We start from the raw sequence: 22,159 nt of genomic DNA, 5'->3' as shown, positions 1-22,159 counted from the left end.
CGATGTAGAGACGTTCCGATGAAATATCTTTTGTAGGGGCGGGTTTTACCGTTAACCTTTGGTGTTACCCTGATATAACTAAACCCGCCCCGACCTAACCGTTCAATTATCACAAATAACAAATGACAAATGACGAATGACCAATGACCAATGACGAATAACGAATGACCAATGACGAATAACGAATGACCAATGACGAATAACGAATGACCAATGACGAATAACGAATGACCAATGACGAATAACGAATGACCAATGACCAATGACCAATGACCAATGACCAATGACCAATGACCAAAATGCGAACAACCAAAATTGAACGAGTGCGAGGCGTCAACGATGTCTTGCCCGATGATTACGCCATCACTAAACAACTTGAAGATACCCTGCGCCAAAGCTTCCAATCCTTCGGCTATCGTCCAATTGACGTGCCACTGATTGAATATACAGAACTGTATTTAAGGAAATCCGGTGAAGAAATCGCCCCCCGTCTCTATGACTTCATCTACCGCAACCGCCGCCTTTGCTTGCGCCCCGAATTTACCGCCTCGGTTGTCCGCGCTTATGTAGACAACCTGCAAGGCGTTCCTCAACCCATTCGCCTCTACTATGCGGGTTCGGCTTTCCGCTACGAACGTCCCCAAAAAGAACGCTACCGCCAGTTTAACCAGATGGGGATTGAACTGATTGGCGCGACAGGGGCGATGGCAGATGCTGAAATTATCGCGATCGCATCCCAAGGGTTAAATCGTTTAGGATTAAGCGGGTGTCGAATTGTCCTGGGTCATATTGGTGTAATCTCTAAATTTCTGGATAACCTCCAGCTCGAAAGTCGCTTGCGTAGCTTCTTGCTAACCAATATGGAAATTTTACGCAAGGAAGGCAAATCCGCCGTCGAACAGCGTTTGTGTGATATCTATCCCGCTTTTGCCCTCTATACCTCTAACCCCCAACTGAGTCCAGAACAGACTAACCCAGAAACAGTCCACAGCCAACGGTTGAGTCAACTCTTTCAGGGAATGGCAGAATCCGACGCCCAAACTGCGATTCTGGATCTCCTAGACAGCATGAACATTGAATTGGCGGGTAATCGCGACGCCCAGGAAATTGTTGATCGCCTGCTGACTAAAATAAAACGCCAAGATCAAACTGAGAGAGTCAGTAAGGCGCTAGAGTTTATGAGTCAACTGGGACAACTGGTAGGAGAACCCACGGAAGTCTTAAAAGAAGCCCAAACTCTTCTCACTGCCCATGGTATCGATGATGCTGGACTTGAGCAACTGCGTGAGATTATTAAGACATTAGAATTCTACGATCTAGATTCTAGTCAAATTAGCCTGGATTTAGGACTTAGCCGAGGATTGCAATACTATACAGGCATGATTTTTGAAATTTATCATGGCGCAGGCAAACAGGAGCGACAAATCTGCGGCGGCGGTCGATATGATGATTTAGTGGGAACCTTCGGCGGACGCCAAGATACCCCAGCTACCGGCTTTTCCTACGGGATGGAACGGCTAAGATTAGCCCTAGAAGCCGAGGGCAAAGTTTGGCAAGTACAGCGACAGATGGATGCTTTAGTTGTTCCTGTCAGTCAAGATGATGCTGGTTATGCCATTGGCGTTGCCCAACAGTTACGACAGATGGGATTAGCTGTAGCCATGGATCTTAGAGGCAAAAGTGTTTCCAGTAACTTTCAATACGCCAACAAACAAGGCATTCCCTACACCATTCTCGTGGGTTCAGAGGAACGACAAGCGTCAAATGTTGTACTCAAGCAGATGGATTCCGGAGAACAGCAGCAGTTAACCGTAAGCGACGCCGCCAAGTATATTCATGATCGATTAAGCCGGATAACTTGACAAATGATGGTGCTTGCTTTTTTTCAGAAGCGGGTATCACAAATGACCAATGACGAATGACCAATGACAAATCACCAATGACAAATTACCAATCACCCGTGCGCCTCGCTCTCCCCAGTAAAGGAGCGCTGGAACGCTCGACAAGCAGCCTCCTGTCAGCCTGTGGAATGAGTGTCTTTAGACCGAGCGATCGCCAATATTTCGGCTCGATTCCTTCACTCCCTCAAATTAATGTACTTTTCCAACGAGCTGCTGATATTTTCACCAAAGTTGAAGAAGGTAGCGTTGACCTAGGAATTACTGGCTATGATGTCGTCTGTGAAGAAGGCGTGGGTCATGATAATGTCGTGGTTATTCATGACCGTTTGGGTTACGGTAAATGCGAACTGGTATTAGCTGTTCCCGAAAGTTGGGTGGATGTCTCCTCGATTGAAGATTTAGCCGAACTTACCCTTCTATTTAAAGAAAAAGGTAAAACCCTAAGAATTGCCACGAAATATCCCAATCTGACCAGAGATTGGTTGTATGAAAAGCTAATTGTCAACTTTTCTCTCGTCTCCGTCCAAGGAGCAATGGAAGCCGCGCCCAGTATGGGTTATGCGGACATGATTGCCGATGTTACCAGCACGGGAACCACCCTGCGAGAAAACCGCTTGAAGCGGATTGCTGGTGGTACACTGTTAAAGTCCCAAGCCTGTCTCATTGGTAATAAACGCCTCCTCCAAGACGATCCCACAAAACTGGATACAACGAAAACCATCTTGGAATTAATTGAGGCAAATCTGAATGCCAAAAAATATGTCTCGATCACGGCGAATGTTCGCGGTAAGTCAGCCGATGAGATTGGCAACTATTTGGTCAATCATAGTGAATTAAGCGGTTTAACTGGGTTACGAGGACCCACGATTGCCAAGGTTTATTCTAAGGAAGAAAAGGATTGGTATGCGGTGACGATTGTCGTTGAGCAAAGAATGTTGCTGGCGGCTGTTAATCATCTAAGAAATACGGGTGGGAGTGACATGACAATTACGTCACCCGACTATGTATTTGGTTCCCAGTCTCAGAACTATCAGGTATTCTTGGAACGATTAAAGGAAGATTAATAAACCAGGACATCTGATGAACGGCTTTATCTGGATGAGGAATTACGGATTACGCGAGGGAAAAAGGGTACTGTTTTAGTCGGTGAACGACAAAACTGATTTTGCTTTCCAGATTGTAGAGACGTTGCATGCAACGTCTCTACAGGTTACCTAACAAGAGGCTAGTCAAATGTAATAAATCCGCGTTCTAGGCTTTAGTTTTAGCGCGAATTCTGGCAGGTTCATAGTAAACTGGAGATCCTTGATCGGCAACAAAACGACAAGCCCAGTAAGAACGAATAAAACTCTTCCAAATCGGCTCGTTTGAGTTTCGGTAATACTCGCCTAACACGGGTTTAATTGCCTCGGTTGCCGTCTTCAAGTGATAGTGGGGCATATTCAAGAAAATATGATGCGCCACATGAGTCCCGATATGATGATGAATGGGATTAATAAAGCCGTAATCCCGATCAATTGTTGATAATGCCCCTTTCAGGAAATACCAATCATCTTCCCGATACCAGGGAATATCCGGTTCAGTGTGATGCATAAACGTGACCAAATCTAGCCAGATTACAAACACAACATAAGGAACCAGGTAGTATTTCACCAGAAATAGCCAGCCGAACTGAAATGTCAGTCCACCTAAAAAGGCAACCATTAGCACCCAGAGAACGGAACTGGTGATAACATCCCATTTTTCCGAGGGACGGAATAACGGACTATTGGGCATAAAATGGGAACCTTCGCGATCAGAAGATCGCTTAAATAGATAGAGGGGATAGGCTAGCAATGGTAAATTAAAGCGGAATAGCTTTTCATACCATGGCATCTGCTCATACTTACTCTGAGATACCGGATACCAGCTTTCATCTGTTTCCAGGCTACCCGTATTGGCATGATGAGTTCTGTGACTGATGCGCCACCCATGGAAGGGCACTAGGATGGGAGTGTGAGACAGATGTCCAATCAGGTTATTCAGCCATTTGATCTTAGAGAAAGAGCCATGACCGCAGTCATGACCCACCACAAATAATGCCCAAAACATGGTTCCTTGCAGTACCCAGAAGATGGGGAAAAAGAACCAGGAATCTAGTTTATAGGCGATGGCATAAAATCCAGCGATGATGCCAATGTCTAGAAAGAAGTAACTTAGAGACTTCCAAACAGAGGGTTCAAAACAATAGGCAGGAATTGCCGTTTTCAAGTCTTGAAGAGTAAAGGGTAACTCTTCTTTCCGAATGGATGGGTCTGTAATTGTTGTCGGCTTGAGAACTGTGTTTGATTGCACGAAACTTCTAATTTAATTGAAAAACCTACATTTAATCAACTACCTGCCACACACAATATGCCAGGTGAACCGGGTAAATATAGGCTTGAATTACACAAGCTTGATTGTAACCTTTTATGACCTTAGTTGTTCAAATAAATCTAAAATTAGCGGATCAGTTGTTTGTCAGTCAATAACTACGCTATCGCTTTGCGGCTCATCCCATTAGCACCAAAATAGCGTTTATGCCAGATGTTGCTTTTGATCCCCATAGCGATATTCTATAGTATCAGTCAGTGTAAAACATAGTTGACACAATACTATAAATATGTATTCAGTAGTCAATCAGACGTAGCTCTAACACTATAACTAGATGTGTTGGTTTAAGCAACCTCAACCCAACCTACAATAATAAAAGTGCGATCGCGTTCATCTTCAGCCGATGAACGAATTGAGAAGCTTGAGACAAACTGTGCGATCGCTCATCGCTGTAGTGACGTGGCACAGCTAAAATGGTGGGATAGGTTTTAGAGTTATAGCAACCGCCAAGACAGTTAGGACATATCGGATTCGTAGAGACGTTCCGGTGGAACGTCTCCAGAGAGTGTGGAAAGTCCTAATCGATGTGTCTACTGCTATAAATCGGGCGCACCGACGTGCGCCCCTACAATGCTATCGATCCAATATGAATTTTGGATTGCTTCCAGCAAGCACGCGAGACTCAAACATGAAACGCTATCTTATCAACGTTCTCGCCAGCCAAGACCTCAACGAAATTGCCGATTACTTTACTGCTAATAATATCGAAGCCGGTGAGCGCTTTTTTCAAAATTTTGCGCGTCGCTGCCAACAATTAGTCAATTTTCCTAAGCTAGGTAGAAATTATACAGAAATACGTCCTGATTTGCGAGGTATACCTCTGGATGGCTATATCATCTTCTACAGAATTTTAGATGATGGAATTTAGATTCTTCGGGTAGTGAGCGGTCGCCGAAATCTGCCATCTTTATTTGAAGAACAAGAACCATGACTCCGGAAAATAAACCTAATAGTCATATTGAAGCTCTGTTAAATCCTATAATTCTAGGGTAGGATTATTTAAAATTCAAACAATTCCCTCTAATGCTAAAGTTCTACTATAATCCAATTTCTATTAATGCTCGCCGAGTCTGGGTGACATTACTGGAAAAACAAATTCCCTTTGAGCCAATTTTGGTGAATCTAGATGGAGATCACTTGAGTGAGGATTTCACCGCCATTAACCCGCTTCAGCGAATACCTGTCGTCATCGATAACGGATTTCGGATCGTTGAGTCGTTAGCCATTTTGGACTATTTAGAGGCAAAGTATCCAACGCCATCATTGATGCCTAATGAAATTGACGCGATCGCAACGGTTCGCATGGTAGAAATGATCGCCATCAATGAACTTCAGCCGCTGATGATTCCGTTAATGAAACACTTAGTTGGACTGGAAGTTAATCCTGATAAAATTGACAATACTCGGCAGCGCATAACGACGATTATCCAGTTTCATGAAAATCTTTTGGCGGGACATATTTACTTTGTGAATAATCAAATCACCCTAGCGGATATCGTAGCTGGGACACTCGTTCCCTCCTTGCCTCAATTGGGTTTATCTCTAGACAATTACCCATCCATAAAAACATGGTCACAGCAGCTTGAGCAGCGAGAAAGTTGGCAACAGACATCTGTGAAACCTGAAATGATTGAAGCCGCTCTCCCCAATATGCGAGCAATTTTAGAGAAGCGATAATTCAATGTATCTAGCAATTATTGCTATCGCTATTAACATCTGTCTTAGTGAAAAGACGTAATATAGCACTACGGGGATACATTACAGTTGCTCCTAAGAGGGAACAGGGAACAGTAAAGAAGGTCCTAACCTGCCAAAGTCGCTGCTATAAGTCCATTGTAGGGGCGGGTTTAGCCACTCAGGTAAGCTTATTACCGATAACTATTCAACAAAACCCGCCCTTATTCTGTCGGGACGATCTGAATAAGCTGTTATGCATTTAAATTGGGTATTAGTAGCGAGTAAGATGTGAATAAAAAAGGTGGATTGGATATGAGACAATCATAGAGAGGAGGCTTCCCGTTCTACAAGCTAGAATAAACAATAAAACTGCCTCTCCTGAAAAACGCCATGACTTACACCCCCTCTAAACTTATAACATTCGATCAATTTATAGCAGAATACGGAGATAATCCCAGGTACGAACTTATTGATGGAGAACTACGAGACATGGAACCAACAGGTTCTCATGAAGAAATTGCTGGGACTATTGCGGGTAGAATCTATGCCGAAATTATTGGGAATCAGTTAAACTGGCTAATTCCCAAAAGTTGTTTAATTAAACCCCTAGCGGCTGAAGCGACAGCACTACGCCCTGATGTCATTGTTTTAGACAACGCCGAACTCAGCAACGAACCGCTTTGGCAAAAAGAACCAATTATTTGTAATGGTAAGACAATTAAGCTGGTTGCCGAAGTTGTTAGCACCAACTGGCAAGATGACTATGCCAGAAAAATAGAAGAGTATGCGGTTCTAGGTATTCCCGAATTCTGGATTATAGACTTTCGCGGTTTAGGCGGTTGGCAATTCATTGGCAACCCCAAACAACCCACTTTTACAGTATGCCAACTCATGAGGGGGGCGTATCAGCAGCAAAAATATCGCTTGGGAGATACAATTACATCTTACCTCCTGCCAAACTTACAACTCAAACTCGACGATGTGATGCCCAATTAATTATTTATGGTAATCAGTATAATCACCTATCCATGTAGGTTGGCTTGACGCGCCGAAACCCAACATCTCTAGTCATATAGAACTACGCACTAAGGTTAGGACAAATGAAGAAAAATTCAAATCGCTTAATTCCTTGTAAGGTAAGCTTTTGTGTTCACTATTGCCCATGACACACCGAGCGAAGCCGAGGTGTTGCCTATTGCCTATTCCCTGGCGCGTAGCGCTATAACTATCCCAAAAACAGTTTATACGCCGGATTCTGGTTTTCATCCCAATAGCGATAACCCAAAGTATCCAGAAACCCTTGCCATTCCTCCATCTCGTGCGGCGGAACCTGCATTCCTACGACAATGCGCCCATAATCAGCCCCATTATTACGATAGTGAAATAGGCTAATATTCCAATTAGGACTCATAGAACCAACAAACTTCATTAAAGCACCCGGACGTTCAGGAAACTCAAAGCGGTAAAGTAATTCATGATCCGCTAAGGGAGAATGTCCGCCTACCATGTGACGTAGGTGCATTTTTGTCAGTTCATCATCGGTTAAATCTACGGTTTTGAATCCACATCCTTCAAACGCTTCTATCATCTTAGCGGCGTCGCTGCGGTTAGCAATTTGAACACCGACAAAAATATGTGCCTCGTTTTCAGCAGAGATGCGATAATTAAACTCAGTTAGATTCCGTTTACCTAAGCATTCACAAAACTGACGCAAACTCCCCGGTTTTTCAGGAATTGTCACAGCAAAGATAGCTTCGCGACGTTCACCAAATTCTGCCCGTTCTGCCACAAAGCGAAGACGGTCAAAGTTCATATTAGCGCCGCAAGCAACAGCAACTAAGGTTTGTCCCTGAATTTGCTCGCGTTCAACATAAGTTTTAGCGGCTGCGATCGCTAATGCTCCAGCGGGTTCTAAAATAGAACGTGTATCCTCGAAGACATCTTTAATCGCGGCACAGGTGGCATCGGTATCCACCAGAATAATCTCATCCACATATTGTTGACACAGGCGAAAGGTTTCTTCTCCCACTTCCCGCACCGCCACTCCATCAGCAAATAAGCCCACCTGAGGTAATCGCACCCGCTTCCCAGCTTTCAGGGATTGATACATCGCATCTGCATCCACGGGTTCAACGCCAATTATTTTAATTTGGGGATACAACCGTTTCACATACGCCCCAATCCCAGAAATTAATCCGCCTCCACCAATTGCCACAAAAATAGCATGGATAGGTTGCTGATATTGGCGGAGAATTTCCATGCCAATCGTACCTTGTCCGGCAATCACATCCGGATCATCAAAGGGATGAATAAAGGTTAACCCTTTTTCGGCTTCCAGTTTCCGGGCAAAGGCGTAGGCTTCATCATAAGTTTCTCCCTGCAAAACCACCTCTGCGCCACGGGATTTAACCGCATTTACCTTAACTTGGGGGGTAGTGACGGGCATAACGATAATCGCTTGGGTGCCTAGCTGACGCGCAGCCAGGGCGACACCTTGGGCATGGTTTCCGGCAGATGCGGCAATTACGCCCTGTGCCAACATATCGGGGGGGAGTTGTACCATTTTGTTATAAGCCCCGCGCAGTTTGAAGGAAAAGACGGATTGCATATCCTCCCGTTTGAGTAGGAGTTGGTTATTCAAGCGGGCGGATAGGTTGGGGGCGTATTCTAGCGGGGTTTCTTGGGCAACATCGTAGACGCGGGCAGTGAGGATTTGTACCAGGTAGTCACAAAGCATGGGGTTAATCGGGTGGCAGATGCGGGGTGTAACGAAAATTTTACTTTACTAATTCCCTGATAAACTATGGATCTGCTTACTCAGAAGGATTTTGCATGATTCACATCATCCGTACTCGCGCCACGAAAGCGCAAATCGATGAAATGCTTGAAACCCTGAGTGTTTACATTAAGTTGGCAGTAGATATTCGGCGTGCTATTCTCGCTGGTGGTGGAGAGTTCCATGCAGATGGCGAAACAGCATTGCTTGAAGATGGCAGTCAGCAGGCAGATATCTGGGGAGCCGATTGGTATCCAGATACCCAAACTGTGACATACGAATCCCTGATCAACATCCGTCCGAGGCAAAATAATCGTTCAATGGAAATTCTCAATCCTGAAATTCGGGAACAGGTTGCCCAAATTGTTCAAAACTTATTAGGAGGGGTATGAAAGACTGGAATGCTTTACGCGAACGGTATCTAAAAGATGATTTGTCAGCTCGTTTAGGTGGGTTAGCTGCTAACTTAGCTCGAATCAAATCTCTTGTTCAGCGTGGAGCTAGTAGTAACACTGTCGAATATCTGATGAGAGAAAGCAAGTTCTTCATCGAGTGGACAGCAATGGATGCTGGAATAGAAAAGGCTGCGGATTTAGTTGAGTTACAAGTACAACTGGCTCGTTGGCAATTCGGCTGGTCAAATATTTGGGAAGATGATGGACAACGGATGAACGTTGCCGAACAAGCTAAAATTTGGTCAGATCGTGTGTTAGAAATGTCAGGGTTGCTGTCTGAGCCGATTACATAAGCGAGTTGAAGTAGCTAGAGGAATTAGTGCCCGTCTCGCCACTCGCAGGGAACTTAAAGATTATGAACAAAACGTCTTTTGAGCAACCTTCAAACTCTGAAGATGAGCTTTTGCCAGAGTACCAGTTTGATTATAAAAAGGCAAAGCCCAATCGCTTTGCCAATCGAAGTGGAAAGCCAAAGCTAACCGTCGTTGTTTTGGATGAGGATGTTGCCGAGGTTTTCTCAACACCGGAGTCAGTAAATAAGGTGCTTCGGGCACTTATTGAAGCGATGCCTCAAGCAAGTAGTAGTGAAACAGTCTAACTGTTGTGCGATCGCTCTGGGCAATGATGAATCCCAGAGGCTAAACTTGATCTGACAACAGTCGTCTTTCACCCGTCACAGGAATATGGATCAAGCTTCTATTAAGGATGTCCCCCGAAACATGAGACGAACGGGGATGCTCCTTTTTCGTGATGCCTTTATGGAAGCTTTGCAAGGTGAGACGCTCATGTGTGTGGTACATGCGGCTCATGCGGCAGAGATTCTGTTAAAAGCTCGAATAGCTCAAGAACACCCACTGTTGATCTTTTCCAAACTGCCGTCGAACCCCAGTAAGGATGCTCTCACACTGATTGATTTACTAGAAGGCGGGCGCACCCTATCCTATGAGGAATTGCCCAAGCAGCTATGGGCAACTACAGGAATTAAGATTGAGCGGCTTAATCAGTACCGTGAATTCGGTAGACTAAGAAACCAAATTATTCACTTTTCAATGACGAACGCGAAGGCGCTGGATATGCTAACGCTGAGTTATTCTCTTGAAGTGTTAGATCCATTGGTAGAAAGCTTCTGGGGAAGATCGGTTATTGATTTCATAAAAAACGATCCCCATCCCCGCTACGCCGAGATCTTTCAATATGGAATGTTTGAAGACTCAATCAGACAGAGAGGCTTTTCTATAGATCAACGGTTGAGGCGGCTATTGGGGGAGGCTAGTAGAGAAGCCTGGGAAAAGATGCAGGTATACCATGAAGAGATACGTAAATTGAATGAGTCTAAAACCGATAAGGATTTGGCAGCTGAATACCAAGTCTGGTCTGAGTCACAGGCTGATGATGCGGATGACAAGTATACAGAACTAGCAGAAGAACAGGCTAACTGGGAAGCTTTCCTCGACTCTTTCTAGCTAACTATACTAGTGGTTCATGTCAAAAGTTTTGATGGGTTAATCAAGACTCAAAACACCTTACTGGGGTCTTCCATTTGGCAGGCGTGCAGGGTTTCTTCAGAGATACAGCAGTTTGCTCGGCTATGCGGTACATTGTCGATCCCCCTCAATCCCCCTTAATAAGGGGGACTTTGAGCTACTGTACTTTATTACAGTAAGGACACTCATAGACCGCAATAGGGCGGTGTGAATTCGGTTTTTTTGTACATTAGACTGCTAAGTAGCGGTTGAATAAATAGTTCTGTCGCTGCGCTCGGTTCTCCGGGTGCCGCACATTAAAGTTGCTAGTGCAACCAAAAGAGGCAAGATTATGACTAATAATGACATCTACAACAATAGACCAACAGAGCCTTTTGAAGCTGTCGAAGAACTTGTCAAGGAACTTGGTTTACCAGAGGGCTTCTACGCAGAACTTTTGGATGAAGATGATTGGTCATTCATTATTAAGCTCCATGCATTGATGGAGGCGGCTGTCACTGGTCTAATTGTAGCGGCTCTGGGTCAAAAGGAGCTTCATCACCTCATTTCAAGGCTTGAACTGAGCAACAAGACCACTGGCAAAATGGCTTTTGTAAAAGCATTATCACTGCTTGAGGATGATTATAGGAGATTCATTGTCACTCTCTCGCAAATCAGAAATGAGTTTGTTCACGACGTTTCCAATGTTGGGATGAGCCTAAAGGAATACATTGCTCAGTCTAACAAGTTGGATAGCGTTACGAAGGCTTTCTGCTTTGGTAAAGACAAGGTGGAATTTGATAAGCGCAAATTGGATAATAAAGAGTACATGAGGGAAGACCCTAAGGAAGTAATTTGGACAACAGCAGCAGTGTGTTTAGGAGTCATCTACGTTAAGAAACTCAATAAGACAGATATATGGAAGTTGAAAGAAACGCGACAGCGTATGTATGGTCGGCTGGAAGGAGTTATGCGACTAGTTGGCATCGAAACAGATGCCGAAACATTCATAGCCCAACATAAAGAAGCAAACACTGCTGAAACTGACAAAGGCGAATCCGAACAGAGCTAATAACCGCGACAGCCATAGGTTGGGTTGACTAAGGAAACCCAACATCTCATTATTCACTAGCAACACCACCATCCGCATACAGTAGAGATGATCCGGTAAAACAACGATCGCCTTTACCAGTACCCAAAGAGCGATCTGCTTTGCAGCAGCGCTTGCGCTATCGCATCATGGGCAAAACCCTGTCCGCTATATTTACTGACTTGGGAGGAAATCAAAGCATCGATTAAGAGACCACGAGGAATTATGCATTAGTATTTCGTCCAGAAGTTCGCGAAGAACTTGATGAGGCGTACAGTTGGTACGAGAGCCAACAAGCAGGACTTGGTGATGAGTTTTTGGACTGTGTGGACGAGATGCTAAATCGAATTTGTCAAATGCCAGAGTCCTATGCAGTGGTATATCGTGATGTGCGACGGGCGGTGGTGCGACGCTTTCCCTACGCTGTGTATTATCGGATTGTATCGAGTCGGGTAATTGTGACAGCAATTTTTCACAGTAGGCGAGATCCAAAATCGTGGCAGACGCGAACCTAACAAACCTGTTGCAACGAACAGATGAAAGCTGTTGTCAAGCAGATCGCACTTCCTCGTAAAGGTCGAACAGCAGGAATGAACGATCACTGTTTGGCTTCCACCAATACTCCCAGTAAACCAGTAATCCTGATACCTAGACGGTTCGCTGCTGTTCTACCACGACGCTCATCAATGAGTAACAAGTCAGCATTGATTTCCAGTGCTAAAGCGATCGCTTCAGATTCGCCTGGATCGAGTTGCACTGTATGAAAGCAATTGTTCAACCATTGCGCGATCGCTCTTTTGATCAGCTATCGTAGAAACTGAGCCAATCAATATAATTTTATCCCACATTGATCGGTGATCGGTGATCGGTGATCTCAGACATTACTCAAAACCAGGTTATCTCGATGCACGACTGTTTCCGCCCCACCGTAGCCCAAAATTTCCGGAATGTCGGCTGATTTATGTCCCCGAATTTTCTGTAATTCTAGACTGCTGTAGTTGACCAATCCTCTAGCCATTTCTACGCCATGACTATCACAGAGTTGTACCGCATCCGAGGCGTTAAAATTACCCTCAACTGCGGTAATTCCGGCGGCTAATAAAGACTTCCCTCCTTGACAAATTGCTGTCACTGCACCCTGATCTAAATACAGCTTGCCAGCCGGAACTAAACTGTGAGCAATCCAACGCTTACGGGCGTTTTCGGTTCGCGGTTGGGGGGCAAATTGCGTTCCTAATGGTTCTCCCTGTAATATTTTTTCGATGGTTTCTGGGTGTCGTCCTTGAGTAATCACGGTTCTCACTCCCGCACTCGTGGCAATTCTAGCGGCGGTAATTTTGGTTACCATTCCCCCTGTTCCCCACTGAGAACCCGCTTTCCCAGTTTGTATCTGAAGTTCGGCTAACTCTTCCATCCGGTTAACCAGGGTAATCGGTTCAGCATCAGGGACTTGACGCGGATCAGCCGAATAGAGTCGATCAACATCGGTTAATAAGAATAACCAATCGGCTTCGATTAAACTCGCCACCATTGCAGAAAGGGTATCGTTATCGCCAAATTTGAGTTCCTCGACAGCGACGGTATCATTTTCATTAACTACAGGAATGACGCCAAGCTGCAACAGTTCTCGAAATGTCGCGTAAGCATTAACATAACAACTGCGCTGTACCAAGTCTTGGCGGCTTAACAAAATTTGCGCGATCGCTTGATCAAGACTGGAAAATAAATCATCATAGACTCGCATTAATCGTCCCTGACCTACAGCCGCCACAGCTTGCTTGAGGGCGAGGGTTTTAGGACGAGTCTTTAATCCCAATCGTCCACACCCAACTCCCACTGCGCCAGAGGTGACTAAGACTACACCATAGCCAGAAGAACGCAACCTAGTCAGCGTTTCCACTAGCATCGCAATCGTTGACAGCGCTAATTGACCCGTTTCTGGATGAGTCAGACTCGATGTACCCACTTTGACAACAATTGTTTTAGTCATTAGAGAGGGAACGGGGAACGGGGAACGGGGAACAGGGAACAGGGAACAGGGAAAAATACATTAGAGCGCCATATCCCTTGATTCAAGAAGATTTGGCGCTCGCTATGGAATTATAACAGGTGTTCTTATTATGGTTAGGGTCTTTATAATGGCTGACCCCATTTGAACTATTATCAGTATTTCATGATTTTTGGGTTGCCTGCATTTTTATAATCTTTTCTTTATATTTCTGTTTATCTTGATTTATCATTTTTTGTAAAGTTATGTTGCTTGCTGGGCAGTGATACGCCAAGAATTTGAGTGATCCAGACTTCAAAGTCGCGAATCGGAGAAGAGTAGGTAGTCTGAGAGGGATCTATCATCGGTTCGACGAGAATGGTAAACATTCCCAATCGGTTACCTGCCAAGACATCTGTAAACAAGCGATCGCCTACCATAGCAATTTGTTCGACTGGCAAATTCATGGCGGCGGCGGCTTGTTTTAATTTGCGTCGGGATGGTTTAACCGCACCGTGGAGATAAGGCAGATTCAGGGAGTTAGCAATCCCACCAATGCGCGTCTCACTCAGATTATTACTCACTAACCACAGAGACGCTACTGATCGAATATCTTCAACCCACGCCCTGAGTTCGTCTGAGGCTTGGGAGGCTTTCAGAGGAACTAAGGTTTCGTCTACATCTAGCACTAATCCTTTAAGATTATAGTGTTGCAGGATATATCGGGTTAACCCCACAATTGGAGCCTCCAGAACTAAGTCAGGTTCCAAGTTTGATACCCAAGCCATCTTTTCTAAGTTTGATACCCAAGACATAAGCCGCGATTTGTCCTCAGCCAGTAATTTCATTCCCACCTACTCAACATTCCCACCTACTCAATGGTTGTCGCCGTGTTCCTGCTTCATATAGCGTAGCAGTCTTCGCGATCGCAAGAGTAAAACGGGAGGAAACTTCAGCCGATCCGCTTAGTCTCACTCGTCAACAGTCTCAGGTTCCCATACCCTCTGCTCTAGTTGGCGTTACGTAACAAACAGTAATATTAAGCTAATGTAAAACGCAATATTCTGTTTAAGTCAACCAAAATGTCAAAATCCCATGACATTAAAGCCAGCATGAGTTTTTTCTATAGATAAACTTAATTAAAGAATTGATAAAAATAGAGAGTAACTAATTGCTTTTTAGATGATCTCTGGTAGATTTGTCTCTAAAGACAGAAAAATAAGATATCAGGGAGAGATTTCAAATGAAAGTCGCTATGCTTGCTGGTGGTTTAGGAACTCGCATCGCCGAAGAAACCGAAAACAAACCGAAGCCAATGGTGGAAATCGGTGGCAAACCGATTCTCTGGCACATTATGATGCACTATGCCCACTATGGTTTCAAAGATTTTGTCATCGCACTCGGCTACAAAGGGGCAGTCATCAAGAAATACATGGTGGACTACTGTTCATTGAACAGTGAGCAGCTCACCGTCAACTTAGGCACGGGTCAAGTTCAAATGAATAACCATTCGGTGCTGGATTGGACAGTGGAATTAGTGGAGACGGGAATCTCAACGAATACAGGGGGTCGCATTAAACGCCTTGCTCCCTATATAGGCAATCAGACATTTATGCTCACTTGGGGAGACGGCGTGTCTAACCTGAATGTGCAAGAACTCCTAGCGTTCCATCGCGCTCATGGGAAACTCGCCACATTAACCGCCGTTCATCCACCCGCCCGGTTTGGTCATTTAGATTTGGATGGCAATCAGATTGTCGAATTTTCCGAAAAGCCTCAAACTCGCGAAGGATGGATTAATGGGGCATTTTTCGTCCTCGAACCTGAGGTATTTGAGTATATCGATGGGGACGATACCCAATGGGAAAAAGAACCATTAGAGCGATTGGCGCAAGATGGGCAACTTATGGCATATAAGCATACTGATTTTTGGCAATGTATGGATACATTGCGGGATAAGCGCTTATTAGAAGGGCTTTGGCAGAATGGTAATGCACCCTGGAAAACCTGGCAGGACTCCTCAATGCCTGTGAGTCAGACCACTCTAGCAATCGGTCAAAATACCCAGCGTTCCTATACGTTAAGCCATAAAAATTGACAAATCGGTCATTTTTATCCGTTCAATCGTTTCATTTAACCTAAGCTTTCAAGGAAAAAAATAATGCGTCTACTCCTAACAGGTCATAAAGGTTACATCGGGACTGTCATGGTGCCGATGCTTTTAGCCCACGGACATGAGGTTATCGGCTTAGATAGTGATTTATTTGAGCGATGCACGTTTGGTGAAGGAATTGTTAGCATCCCTGAACTCAAAAAGGATATTCGTGAGGTTGAGGCGTCCGATTGCGTTGGCTTTGATGCTGTTCTTCACCTGGCAGGTCTTTCCAACGACCCCTTAGGTAACTTAAACCCCAACTTAACCTATCAGATTAATCATCTCGCCTCAGTGCATCTAGCCAAACTTGCCAAAGCCGCAGGTGTTCCCCGGTTTATTTTTTCCTCCTCGTGCAGTAATTATGGTGCATCGGGAGATAACTGGTTAAATGAACAATCCACATTTAACCCAGTGACGCCTTATGGCATTTCCAAAGTCCGTACTGAACAAGATATTAGTCAACTGGCTGACGATACTTTTAGTCCGACTTTTTTGCGGAATGCCACAGCTTACGGTGTATCACCCCGCTTACGGTTTGACTTGGTACTCAACAATTTAGTGGCTTGGGCATTTACCACAGGTCAAGTTTATATCAAGAGTGACGGTACCCCGTGGCGTCCCATTGTTCATATCGAAGATATCTCACGAGCCTTTATTGCGGTACTCCATGCTCCCCGTGAGGTGATTCACAATCAAGCCTTTAATGTGGGACGTAATCAAGACAACTATCGGATTCGGGATTTAGCGGAGATTGTCCAACAAACAGTACCCGGTTGTCGCATTGAATATGCCAAAGATGCTGGACCCGATAAGCGCTGTTATCGGGTGGACTGTAGCAAAATCGCCCAAACGTTACCGGAGTTCCAACCCCAATGGAATGCGCGACGGGGGGCAAAAGAACTCTACACCGCCTATCAGAAAATCGGCTTAACGCTGGATGAGTTTGAGGGGATGAAATATCAACGGATTGCCCATATTCAACACCTGTTGAGTCAGGGTGAACTCGATGCCAACCTGCGCTGGCATACTGTAACGTCTGCACCATCCTTGGTGTAATCGAAGGAGGATTTGTTATGAGTGACTCTGCGATCGCCTGCCGTTCTTGTGGCTATACTAAACTAGAGCCAATTTTATCCTTTGGCAAAACACCTCTAGCCGATGCCCTGTTAACCAAAGAGCAACTTGACCAACCGGAGATAATCGAGTCCCTAGACTTGGTATTTTGCCCCCAATGCTCTCTGGTACAGATTACCAAAACGGTTCCCCCAGAAATTCTCTTTTGTCGAGATTATCCCTATTTCTCCTCTGTTTCCAAATCCCTACTGAACCACTTTGGGGATAGTGCGAAAGCCTTGATTGAATCGCGGCAATTAAATTCCGAGAGTCTTGTCGTCGAAGCCGCGAGTAATGACGGGTATATGCTAAAAAACTTTGTGGAACAGGGGATTCCCGTGTTAGGCATTGACCCCGCCTCTGGACCTGCGGCAGCTGCCAAAAACGCTGGGATTCCTACGCTTTGTACATTCTTTACTCAAGATTTAGCCAAGCAACTGCGAGAAGAAGAGGGACAGGTTGCGGATGTTTTTCTGGCTAATAATGTTTTAGCCCATGTCCCGGATTTAAATGGCTTTGTGGCAGGAATTCACTCACTGTTAAAAGAAACCGGTGTTGCGGTTATCGAGGTGCCGTATTTGGTTGACTTGGTTGAACATTGTGAATTTGACACGATTTATCACCAGCATCTGTGTTATTTCTCTGTCACCGCTTTAGACAAACTGTTCAGAAGGCATTCCCTGTTTCTGAATCAGATTCAACGGGTTGCGATTCATGGGGGTTCATTGCGCCTGTTTGTGGAACCGAGGGAAGCCATTGGTGAATCTGTGCAGACATTGTTGCAACAAGAAGCCGAGCAGGGCGTTGATCGAATTGAATACTATCACAAGTTTAGCGATCGCGTCTCGGAAATCAAGCGTTCTCTGTTAGCAATTCTCCAGGATATTAAACAAAATGGCAAAACCATCGCCGCTTATGGTGCGGCAGCTAAAGCCACAACATTACTCAGTTACATCGGCATTAATCAGCAACTGGTTGATTTTGTCGTTGACTTGAATCCGTTTAAACATGGGCGCTATATGGGAGGTAATCATTTGCCAATTTTCCCCCCCTCGAAACTGCTAGAGGATACGCCAGACTACGTTTTACTCCTCGCCTGGAATTTTGCCGATGAAATTTTGCGCCAACAAGAGGAGTATCGACAGAAAGGAGGTAAGTTTATTATTCCCATTCCTTGCCCCACAGTCGTTTAGTCGTAGAGACGTTCTGGTGGAACGTCTGGGAACAGGAGAAGCGAAGGAGCAATAAGCTGTTCGGCATTTAAACCTTAATGTCAATAATAGCGAAATCCTTGCCGTAGTGCGAGCATCTTGCTCGCTACATTGAATTGAGCATCTTGCTCGCTACCCATTCCCAATTTAAATGCATGACAACTTACTCTTACCCTTAGTCGGGGCGGGTTTAGTTACATCGGGGTGATGTCAGAAACGATAGTCATGAAACCCGCCACGACACACCTTACAGATGTAGGTTTTTTCTTTTCTGGTTGGGACAAGACAAGGGGGAGAAGGTAACAAGAAGACAAGGGAGAAATGACGAATGACTAATGACTAATGACAATCTTCACCGTTCACGTTAATTGTGTCCACCTACTTAAAACAATGATTCCACAACAACTCCGCCCAAAGGATAAAAAAAATCACGTTAAGGACTGTACAGACAATACCTGTCCTAACTGTGGACATCAAGAACTATCAACATTCTATGAAGTGCAAAATGTTCCCGTTCATAGTTGTTTGATGTTACCCACCCAGCAGGAAGCGTTGGACTTTCCTTGCGGTGATATTGTGTTAGGATTTTGCCACCATTGTGGCTTCATCACGAATACAGCGTATGACGCGAAAGTTGCTGCTTATGCGCCCAATTATGAAGACCAACAGAGTTTTTCACCTACATTCAATAAGTTTGCACTCAATTTAGCCCATCGCTTAATTGAGAAATACGATTTACATGACAAAGATATTGTAGAAATTGGTTGTAGCAAAGGAGATTTCCTGTTGCTAATGTGTGAATTGGGACATAATCGCGGTGTGGGGATTGATCCGAGTGTAGTAACCGGACGGGTTCTGAGTGAAGCGAATGACCGAGTGCGCTTTATTCAGGAGTATTATTCAGAACATCATACAGAGTATGTGGGCGACTTTATTTGTTGTCGTCATACGCTAGAACATATTCATCCCACCGCCGAATTTGTCAGTACCGTAAGGCGTTCGATTGGTTCTCGTACCCATACGGCTATCTTCTTTGAAATTCCCTGCACCAGCCGCATTTTAACCGATTTAGCATTCGAGGATATTTACTATGAACATTGTTCTTATTTTACGCCGGGATCACTAGCACGTTTGTTCCGTTCCTGTGGCTTTGAGGTAACGGATTTGTATCGAGCTTATGGTGAGCAATATCTACTGATTGAAGCCCGACCTGTCGCGACTTCCTCTACCCAAATACACCCCTTAGAAGAAAGTATCGCCCAGATGAAGGAGGATATCAACCATTTTGTCACTCATATCAACGGCAAGTTAGAGCAGTGGCGGAACCATTTACACCAGACCCAACAGCAGGGAAAACGAGTAGTTATTTGGGGGTCAGGCTCAAAATGCGTCGCATTCCTAACAACGTTAAACATACCTGATTCGATTCAATACATCGTTGATATTAATCCTTATCGTCACGGTAAATTTATTCCTGGCTTAGGTAAGGAAATTATGTCGCCGGAATTTCTCAAAGCGTATCAACCGGATCAAGTCATCGTGATGAATCCGATTTATAGTCAGGAAATCAAAGGAATGCTTGATCAGATGGGCGTGAATCCAGAGATTATTCCTCTGGGATAATAAATTATTCACAGCTTAAGTAGAGGGATGTGCATCAACTACAGGAGAAAGAAACAATGAGTAAAAATAAACCTCGCGTCAGTATTGGTCTACCTGTATATAATGGCGAACCGTTTCTCCGAGAAGCCATTGATTCAATCTTGGCTCAAACCTTCACCGATTTTGAGCTAATCATTTCCGATAATGCTTCAACAGATAACACTGAGGAAATTTGTCGGTCTTATGCAGCAAAAGATTCACGTATTCGTTACTATCGACACGATGAAAATCGGGGGGCTTCTTGGAATTTCAACCTGGTGGTTGACTTAGCCGTAGGTGAATACTTTAAATGGGCAGCCCATGATGATGTCTGTGCGCCAACATTCTTAGCAGGTTGTGTCGAAGTTCTTGACCATGATCCGGGGGCAGTTCTCTCCTGTTCTCAGACGATGTTCACCAAACCGGATGGACGAAAATGGTGGAAAGCAAATACTTCACCCAACCTAAATTCCCAGAAGCCTGAGAAACGGTTTCAGGGAGTGCTTTCTCATTTTTGGTGCTTGGAAGTGTTTGGACTGATCCGCACCGATATTCTTAGAAAAACGTCTCGAATTGCTCCCTATTACGGTTCAGATAGACTGTTACTGGTTGAACTCAGTTTAATGGGACGTTTCCGGGAGATTCCAGAGTGCTTATTTTTCCGGCGTTGTCATGCAGAACAGTCCAGTCGGTTATCTGCATCAGAACGGGAGGCGTGGATTGATCCGAAAGCGATTCAACGCTCAAAGTTGCTACGTCCTCGCAGTGTAAGTGGATATATTAAAGCGGTGCTGAAATCTCCCTTAACTTGGTCTAAACGTCTGCGCTGTTTTGCTGTAATTCGAGATTATCTTTTCTCGTCTAAAAATTGGAAGAGTTTCTTTAGGAAGAGTGTTCCGACAAAAGTTTAGGGTGAATGGCACTGATTTAAGGTTGGTGGGCAATGCCCACCCTACGGAATATCAAAGGTTTTTGCACTCCCTAAATGCTGACAGGAGCGTGCTATTCAAATCTCAACCGTTAACTTTACTTTTGTCCGACTACTTATGCCATTTAGTTTAAGGTTGACATGGATACATTACTAGATAAAACTTGTCCGATTTGTGCATCACCGCACCAAATCCTTTTTTTTGAGATGTTAGCCGTTCCAGTCTATTGCAATCTCCTCTGGTCGGACAAGCAGGCAGCACAAAACTGCGCCAAAGCAGATATTAAATTAACCTTTTGTCCCAGTTGTGGGTTTATTTACAATGTGGCGTTTGATCCAACCAAGTTGGGATATTCTCAAGACTATGAAAACTCCTTGCATTATTCGCGGCGATTTCAAAACTATGCTGAATCTCTGGCACAGCAATTAGTCGAGCGTCACAATCTGTACAACAAAGACATTATCGAAATTGGTTGTGGCAAAGGAGATTTTCTGATCGAGTTGTGCCAACGAGGAAATAATCGAGGTGTGGGTTTTGACCCTAGCTATGTGCCGTTATCCGAGCATAATTCGCTAAACAATCAGGTTCAGTTTGTTCAAGATTTATATTCGGATAAATATAATACGTATCAAGCGGACTTTATTTGTTGTCGGCACACGTTAGAACATATTTCCAATCCGGCTGATTTACTACAACCGCTACGACAGGCGATTGGTGATCGATTGAATACGGTGGTTTTCTTTGAAGTCCCCAATGCTTTAGAGACATTTCAACATTTAGCTGTATGGGATATCATCTATGAACATTGCTGCTATTTTGTGCCAACTTCTTTAGCCCAAGCGTTTGCTAAATATGGGTTGAAAGTGGATGATATTAGGGAGACATTTGCGGGTCAGTTTTTGTGTCTAGAAGCTTTGCCCATCAACGATACATCGCCTGATACTGCACCAAACCCTGATGACGTTGAAGCGTTACGGGCAGATATTGCTGCCTTTACCGAAAAATTCCAGACTAAAGTAGAAACCTGGCAACAGACGTTAGCCAAAATTTCCCAAGCGGGTCAAACAGCGGTAGTTTGGGGTGCAGGTTCAAAGGGAGTAACGTTTTTGAACTTGCTCAAACTTCGGGACGAGATTGAGTATATTGTGGATATTAATCCGCGCAAGCAAGGGATGTATGTGGCGGGAACGGGTCAGAAAATTGTGCCACCGGAGTTTCTGCGGGACTATCAACCGGATGTGGTGATTGTGATGAATCCTATTTATGAGGGGGAAATTAGAAAGATGGTTGCTGATTGGGGATTGACGCCTGAATTGATGTGTGTTTAGGGAGCGGGAAACTAAGTGCCA

General features: G+C 44.6%; 20 protein-coding genes and 4 pseudogenes. 18 read left to right on the top strand and 6 right to left on the bottom strand.

The annotated features are described in order from the left end of the window. Nucleotides 1–284, bottom strand: a pseudogene (locus RIB93_RS02720) (hypothetical protein); the annotation flags it as partial. Between the two features lie 6 nt (nucleotides 285–290). Here RIB93_RS02720 and hisZ point away from each other — a divergent pair. The 3 genes and pseudogenes from hisZ to RIB93_RS02705 form a co-directional block, all read left to right on the top strand. Beyond that, entirely contained in the window at nucleotides 291–1,862 is a 1,572-nt protein-coding gene (hisZ, locus tag RIB93_RS02715; protein ID WP_446370043.1) for an ATP phosphoribosyltransferase regulatory subunit, read from the top strand. Between the two features lie 56 nt (nucleotides 1,863–1,918). Beyond that, nucleotides 1,919–2,965 carry an ATP phosphoribosyltransferase gene (hisG, locus tag RIB93_RS02710; protein WP_446370041.1) on the top strand — a complete coding sequence of 349 codons (1,047 nt, stop codon included), beginning with the start codon at nucleotides 1,919–1,921 and terminating at the stop codon, nucleotides 2,963–2,965. 24 nt (nucleotides 2,966–2,989) lie between these two features. Beyond that, a pseudogene (locus RIB93_RS02705) lies at nucleotides 2,990–3,064 on the top strand (PAP/fibrillin family protein); the annotation flags it as partial. 88 nt (nucleotides 3,065–3,152) lie between these two features. Here RIB93_RS02705 and RIB93_RS02700 read toward each other — a convergent pair. Further along, the gene (locus RIB93_RS02700) at nucleotides 3,153–4,235 is read right to left on the bottom strand and encodes a fatty acid desaturase (protein ID WP_446370039.1); all 1,083 of its coding nucleotides are present in this window, start codon (nucleotides 4,233–4,235) and stop codon (nucleotides 3,153–3,155) included. A gap of 706 nt (nucleotides 4,236–4,941) precedes the next feature. Between RIB93_RS02700 and RIB93_RS02695 the strand changes: the two genes are divergently transcribed. From RIB93_RS02695 to RIB93_RS02685, 3 genes are all read left to right on the top strand, one after another. Next, nucleotides 4,942–5,181, top strand: a complete 240-nt coding sequence (locus RIB93_RS02695; protein WP_446370037.1) for a type II toxin-antitoxin system RelE/ParE family toxin — start codon at nucleotides 4,942–4,944, stop codon at nucleotides 5,179–5,181. A gap of 155 nt (nucleotides 5,182–5,336) precedes the next feature. Continuing rightward, the gene (locus RIB93_RS02690) at nucleotides 5,337–5,990 is read left to right on the top strand and encodes a glutathione S-transferase family protein (protein WP_446370035.1); all 654 of its coding nucleotides are present in this window, start codon (nucleotides 5,337–5,339) and stop codon (nucleotides 5,988–5,990) included. Between the two features lie 390 nt (nucleotides 5,991–6,380). Next, a complete protein-coding gene (locus tag RIB93_RS02685; protein WP_446370033.1) occupies nucleotides 6,381–6,986 on the top strand; it encodes a Uma2 family endonuclease in 606 nt (201 codons plus the stop codon). A 229-nt stretch (nucleotides 6,987–7,215) separates the two neighbouring features. Here RIB93_RS02685 and ilvA read toward each other — a convergent pair whose 3' ends face one another. After that, nucleotides 7,216–8,727: a threonine ammonia-lyase, biosynthetic gene (ilvA, locus tag RIB93_RS02680; protein ID WP_446370031.1), complete on the bottom strand. Its 1,512-nt coding sequence runs from the start codon at nucleotides 8,725–8,727 to the stop codon at nucleotides 7,216–7,218. Nucleotides 8,728–8,822: 95 nt separating this feature from the next. Here ilvA and RIB93_RS02675 point away from each other — a divergent pair, with 95 nt between their 5' ends. The 6 genes and pseudogenes from RIB93_RS02675 to RIB93_RS02650 form a co-directional block, all read left to right on the top strand. Further along, nucleotides 8,823–9,158 (top strand): DUF5674 family protein, encoded by a 336-nt coding sequence (locus RIB93_RS02675; RefSeq protein ID WP_446370029.1) that lies wholly within the window; start codon nucleotides 8,823–8,825, stop codon nucleotides 9,156–9,158. Further along, nucleotides 9,155–9,514, top strand: a complete 360-nt coding sequence (locus RIB93_RS02670; RefSeq protein WP_446370027.1) for a hypothetical protein — start codon at nucleotides 9,155–9,157, stop codon at nucleotides 9,512–9,514. The genes RIB93_RS02675 and RIB93_RS02670 overlap by 4 nt, the downstream gene beginning before the upstream one ends. 62 nt (nucleotides 9,515–9,576) lie before the next feature. Beyond that, entirely contained in the window at nucleotides 9,577–9,819 is a 243-nt protein-coding gene (locus tag RIB93_RS02665; protein ID WP_446370025.1) for a hypothetical protein, read from the top strand. An 85-nt stretch (nucleotides 9,820–9,904) separates the two neighbouring features. Continuing rightward, a complete protein-coding gene (locus RIB93_RS02660; RefSeq protein ID WP_446370023.1) occupies nucleotides 9,905–10,684 on the top strand; it encodes a hypothetical protein in 780 nt (259 codons plus the stop codon). A gap of 352 nt (nucleotides 10,685–11,036) precedes the next feature. Next, on the top strand, nucleotides 11,037–11,756 hold the full coding sequence (locus RIB93_RS02655) for a hypothetical protein (RefSeq protein ID WP_446370022.1): 720 nt from the start codon (nucleotides 11,037–11,039) through the stop codon (nucleotides 11,754–11,756). 239 nt (nucleotides 11,757–11,995) lie between these two features. Next, a pseudogene (locus RIB93_RS02650) lies at nucleotides 11,996–12,289 on the top strand (type II toxin-antitoxin system RelE/ParE family toxin); the annotation flags it as partial. An 86-nt stretch (nucleotides 12,290–12,375) separates the two neighbouring features. On the opposite strand, the pseudogene RIB93_RS02645 reads toward RIB93_RS02650, so the two are convergent. The 3 genes and pseudogenes from RIB93_RS02645 to RIB93_RS02635 all read right to left on the bottom strand — a co-directional run. Next, nucleotides 12,376–12,579, bottom strand: a pseudogene (locus RIB93_RS02645) (DUF3368 domain-containing protein); the annotation flags it as partial. 69 nt (nucleotides 12,580–12,648) lie between these two features. After that, the gene (gene proB / locus RIB93_RS02640) at nucleotides 12,649–13,764 is read right to left on the bottom strand and encodes a glutamate 5-kinase (RefSeq protein ID WP_446370020.1); all 1,116 of its coding nucleotides are present in this window, start codon (nucleotides 13,762–13,764) and stop codon (nucleotides 12,649–12,651) included. 233 nt (nucleotides 13,765–13,997) lie between these two features. Further along, entirely contained in the window at nucleotides 13,998–14,549 is a 552-nt protein-coding gene (locus RIB93_RS02635) for a YqeG family HAD IIIA-type phosphatase (RefSeq protein ID WP_446370053.1), read from the bottom strand. 455 nt (nucleotides 14,550–15,004) lie between these two features. Here RIB93_RS02635 and rfbF point away from each other — a divergent pair, with 455 nt between their 5' ends. From rfbF to RIB93_RS02605, 6 genes are all read left to right on the top strand, one after another. Then, nucleotides 15,005–15,859, top strand: coding sequence for a glucose-1-phosphate cytidylyltransferase (gene rfbF, locus RIB93_RS02630; protein WP_446370018.1), 855 nt, complete (start codon nucleotides 15,005–15,007; stop codon nucleotides 15,857–15,859). Between the two features lie 63 nt (nucleotides 15,860–15,922). Beyond that, nucleotides 15,923–16,972, top strand: a complete 1,050-nt coding sequence (locus RIB93_RS02625) for an NAD-dependent epimerase/dehydratase family protein (RefSeq protein ID WP_446370016.1) — start codon at nucleotides 15,923–15,925, stop codon at nucleotides 16,970–16,972. 17 nt (nucleotides 16,973–16,989) lie between these two features. Further along, nucleotides 16,990–18,222, top strand: coding sequence for a methyltransferase domain-containing protein (locus tag RIB93_RS02620; protein WP_446370014.1), 1,233 nt, complete (start codon nucleotides 16,990–16,992; stop codon nucleotides 18,220–18,222). A 408-nt stretch (nucleotides 18,223–18,630) separates the two neighbouring features. Then, nucleotides 18,631–19,863: a class I SAM-dependent methyltransferase gene (locus RIB93_RS02615; protein WP_446370051.1), complete on the top strand. Its 1,233-nt coding sequence runs from the start codon at nucleotides 18,631–18,633 to the stop codon at nucleotides 19,861–19,863. Nucleotides 19,864–19,919: 56 nt separating this feature from the next. Beyond that, nucleotides 19,920–20,792 carry a glycosyltransferase family 2 protein gene (locus RIB93_RS02610; RefSeq protein ID WP_446370012.1) on the top strand — a complete coding sequence of 291 codons (873 nt, stop codon included), beginning with the start codon at nucleotides 19,920–19,922 and terminating at the stop codon, nucleotides 20,790–20,792. Between the two features lie 158 nt (nucleotides 20,793–20,950). Then, on the top strand, nucleotides 20,951–22,138 hold the full coding sequence (locus RIB93_RS02605) for a class I SAM-dependent methyltransferase (protein ID WP_446370010.1): 1,188 nt from the start codon (nucleotides 20,951–20,953) through the stop codon (nucleotides 22,136–22,138). Nucleotides 22,139–22,159: the final 21 nt, after the last annotated feature.

This window comes from Coleofasciculus sp. D1-CHI-01, from assembly GCF_040218875.1.
Taxonomy (GTDB): Bacteria; Cyanobacteriota; Cyanobacteriia; order Cyanobacteriales; family Coleofasciculaceae; genus Coleofasciculus.
This window is presented reverse-complemented; position numbering and strand designations above follow the sequence as displayed.

Excerpts from the sequence above, each read along its gene's own strand:
- hisZ (WP_446370043.1), top strand. The coding sequence starts at position 291 with ATGACCAAAATGCGAACAACCAAAATTGAACGAGTGCGAGGCGTCAAC.
- hisG (WP_446370041.1), top strand. The coding sequence starts at position 1,919 with ATGACCAATGACAAATCACCAATGACAAATTACCAATCACCCGTGCGC.
- RIB93_RS02695 (WP_446370037.1), top strand. The coding sequence starts at position 4,942 with ATGAAACGCTATCTTATCAACGTTCTCGCCAGCCAAGACCTCAACGAA.
- RIB93_RS02690 (WP_446370035.1), top strand. The coding sequence starts at position 5,337 with ATGCTAAAGTTCTACTATAATCCAATTTCTATTAATGCTCGCCGAGTC.
- RIB93_RS02685 (WP_446370033.1), top strand. The coding sequence starts at position 6,381 with ATGACTTACACCCCCTCTAAACTTATAACATTCGATCAATTTATAGCA.
- ilvA (WP_446370031.1), bottom strand. The coding sequence starts at position 8,727 with ATGCTTTGTGACTACCTGGTACAAATCCTCACTGCCCGCGTCTACGAT.
- RIB93_RS02675 (WP_446370029.1), top strand. The coding sequence starts at position 8,823 with ATGATTCACATCATCCGTACTCGCGCCACGAAAGCGCAAATCGATGAA.
- RIB93_RS02670 (WP_446370027.1), top strand. The coding sequence starts at position 9,155 with ATGAAAGACTGGAATGCTTTACGCGAACGGTATCTAAAAGATGATTTG.
- RIB93_RS02665 (WP_446370025.1), top strand. The coding sequence starts at position 9,577 with ATGAACAAAACGTCTTTTGAGCAACCTTCAAACTCTGAAGATGAGCTT.
- RIB93_RS02660 (WP_446370023.1), top strand. The coding sequence starts at position 9,905 with ATGGATCAAGCTTCTATTAAGGATGTCCCCCGAAACATGAGACGAACG.
- RIB93_RS02655 (WP_446370022.1), top strand. The coding sequence starts at position 11,037 with ATGACTAATAATGACATCTACAACAATAGACCAACAGAGCCTTTTGAA.
- proB (WP_446370020.1), bottom strand. The coding sequence starts at position 13,764 with ATGACTAAAACAATTGTTGTCAAAGTGGGTACATCGAGTCTGACTCAT.
- RIB93_RS02635 (WP_446370053.1), bottom strand. The coding sequence starts at position 14,549 with ATGGCTTGGGTATCAAACTTGGAACCTGACTTAGTTCTGGAGGCTCCA.
- rfbF (WP_446370018.1), top strand. The coding sequence starts at position 15,005 with ATGAAAGTCGCTATGCTTGCTGGTGGTTTAGGAACTCGCATCGCCGAA.
- RIB93_RS02625 (WP_446370016.1), top strand. The coding sequence starts at position 15,923 with ATGCGTCTACTCCTAACAGGTCATAAAGGTTACATCGGGACTGTCATG.
- RIB93_RS02620 (WP_446370014.1), top strand. The coding sequence starts at position 16,990 with ATGAGTGACTCTGCGATCGCCTGCCGTTCTTGTGGCTATACTAAACTA.
- RIB93_RS02615 (WP_446370051.1), top strand. The coding sequence starts at position 18,631 with ATGATTCCACAACAACTCCGCCCAAAGGATAAAAAAAATCACGTTAAG.
- RIB93_RS02610 (WP_446370012.1), top strand. The coding sequence starts at position 19,920 with ATGAGTAAAAATAAACCTCGCGTCAGTATTGGTCTACCTGTATATAAT.
- RIB93_RS02605 (WP_446370010.1), top strand. The coding sequence starts at position 20,951 with ATGGATACATTACTAGATAAAACTTGTCCGATTTGTGCATCACCGCAC.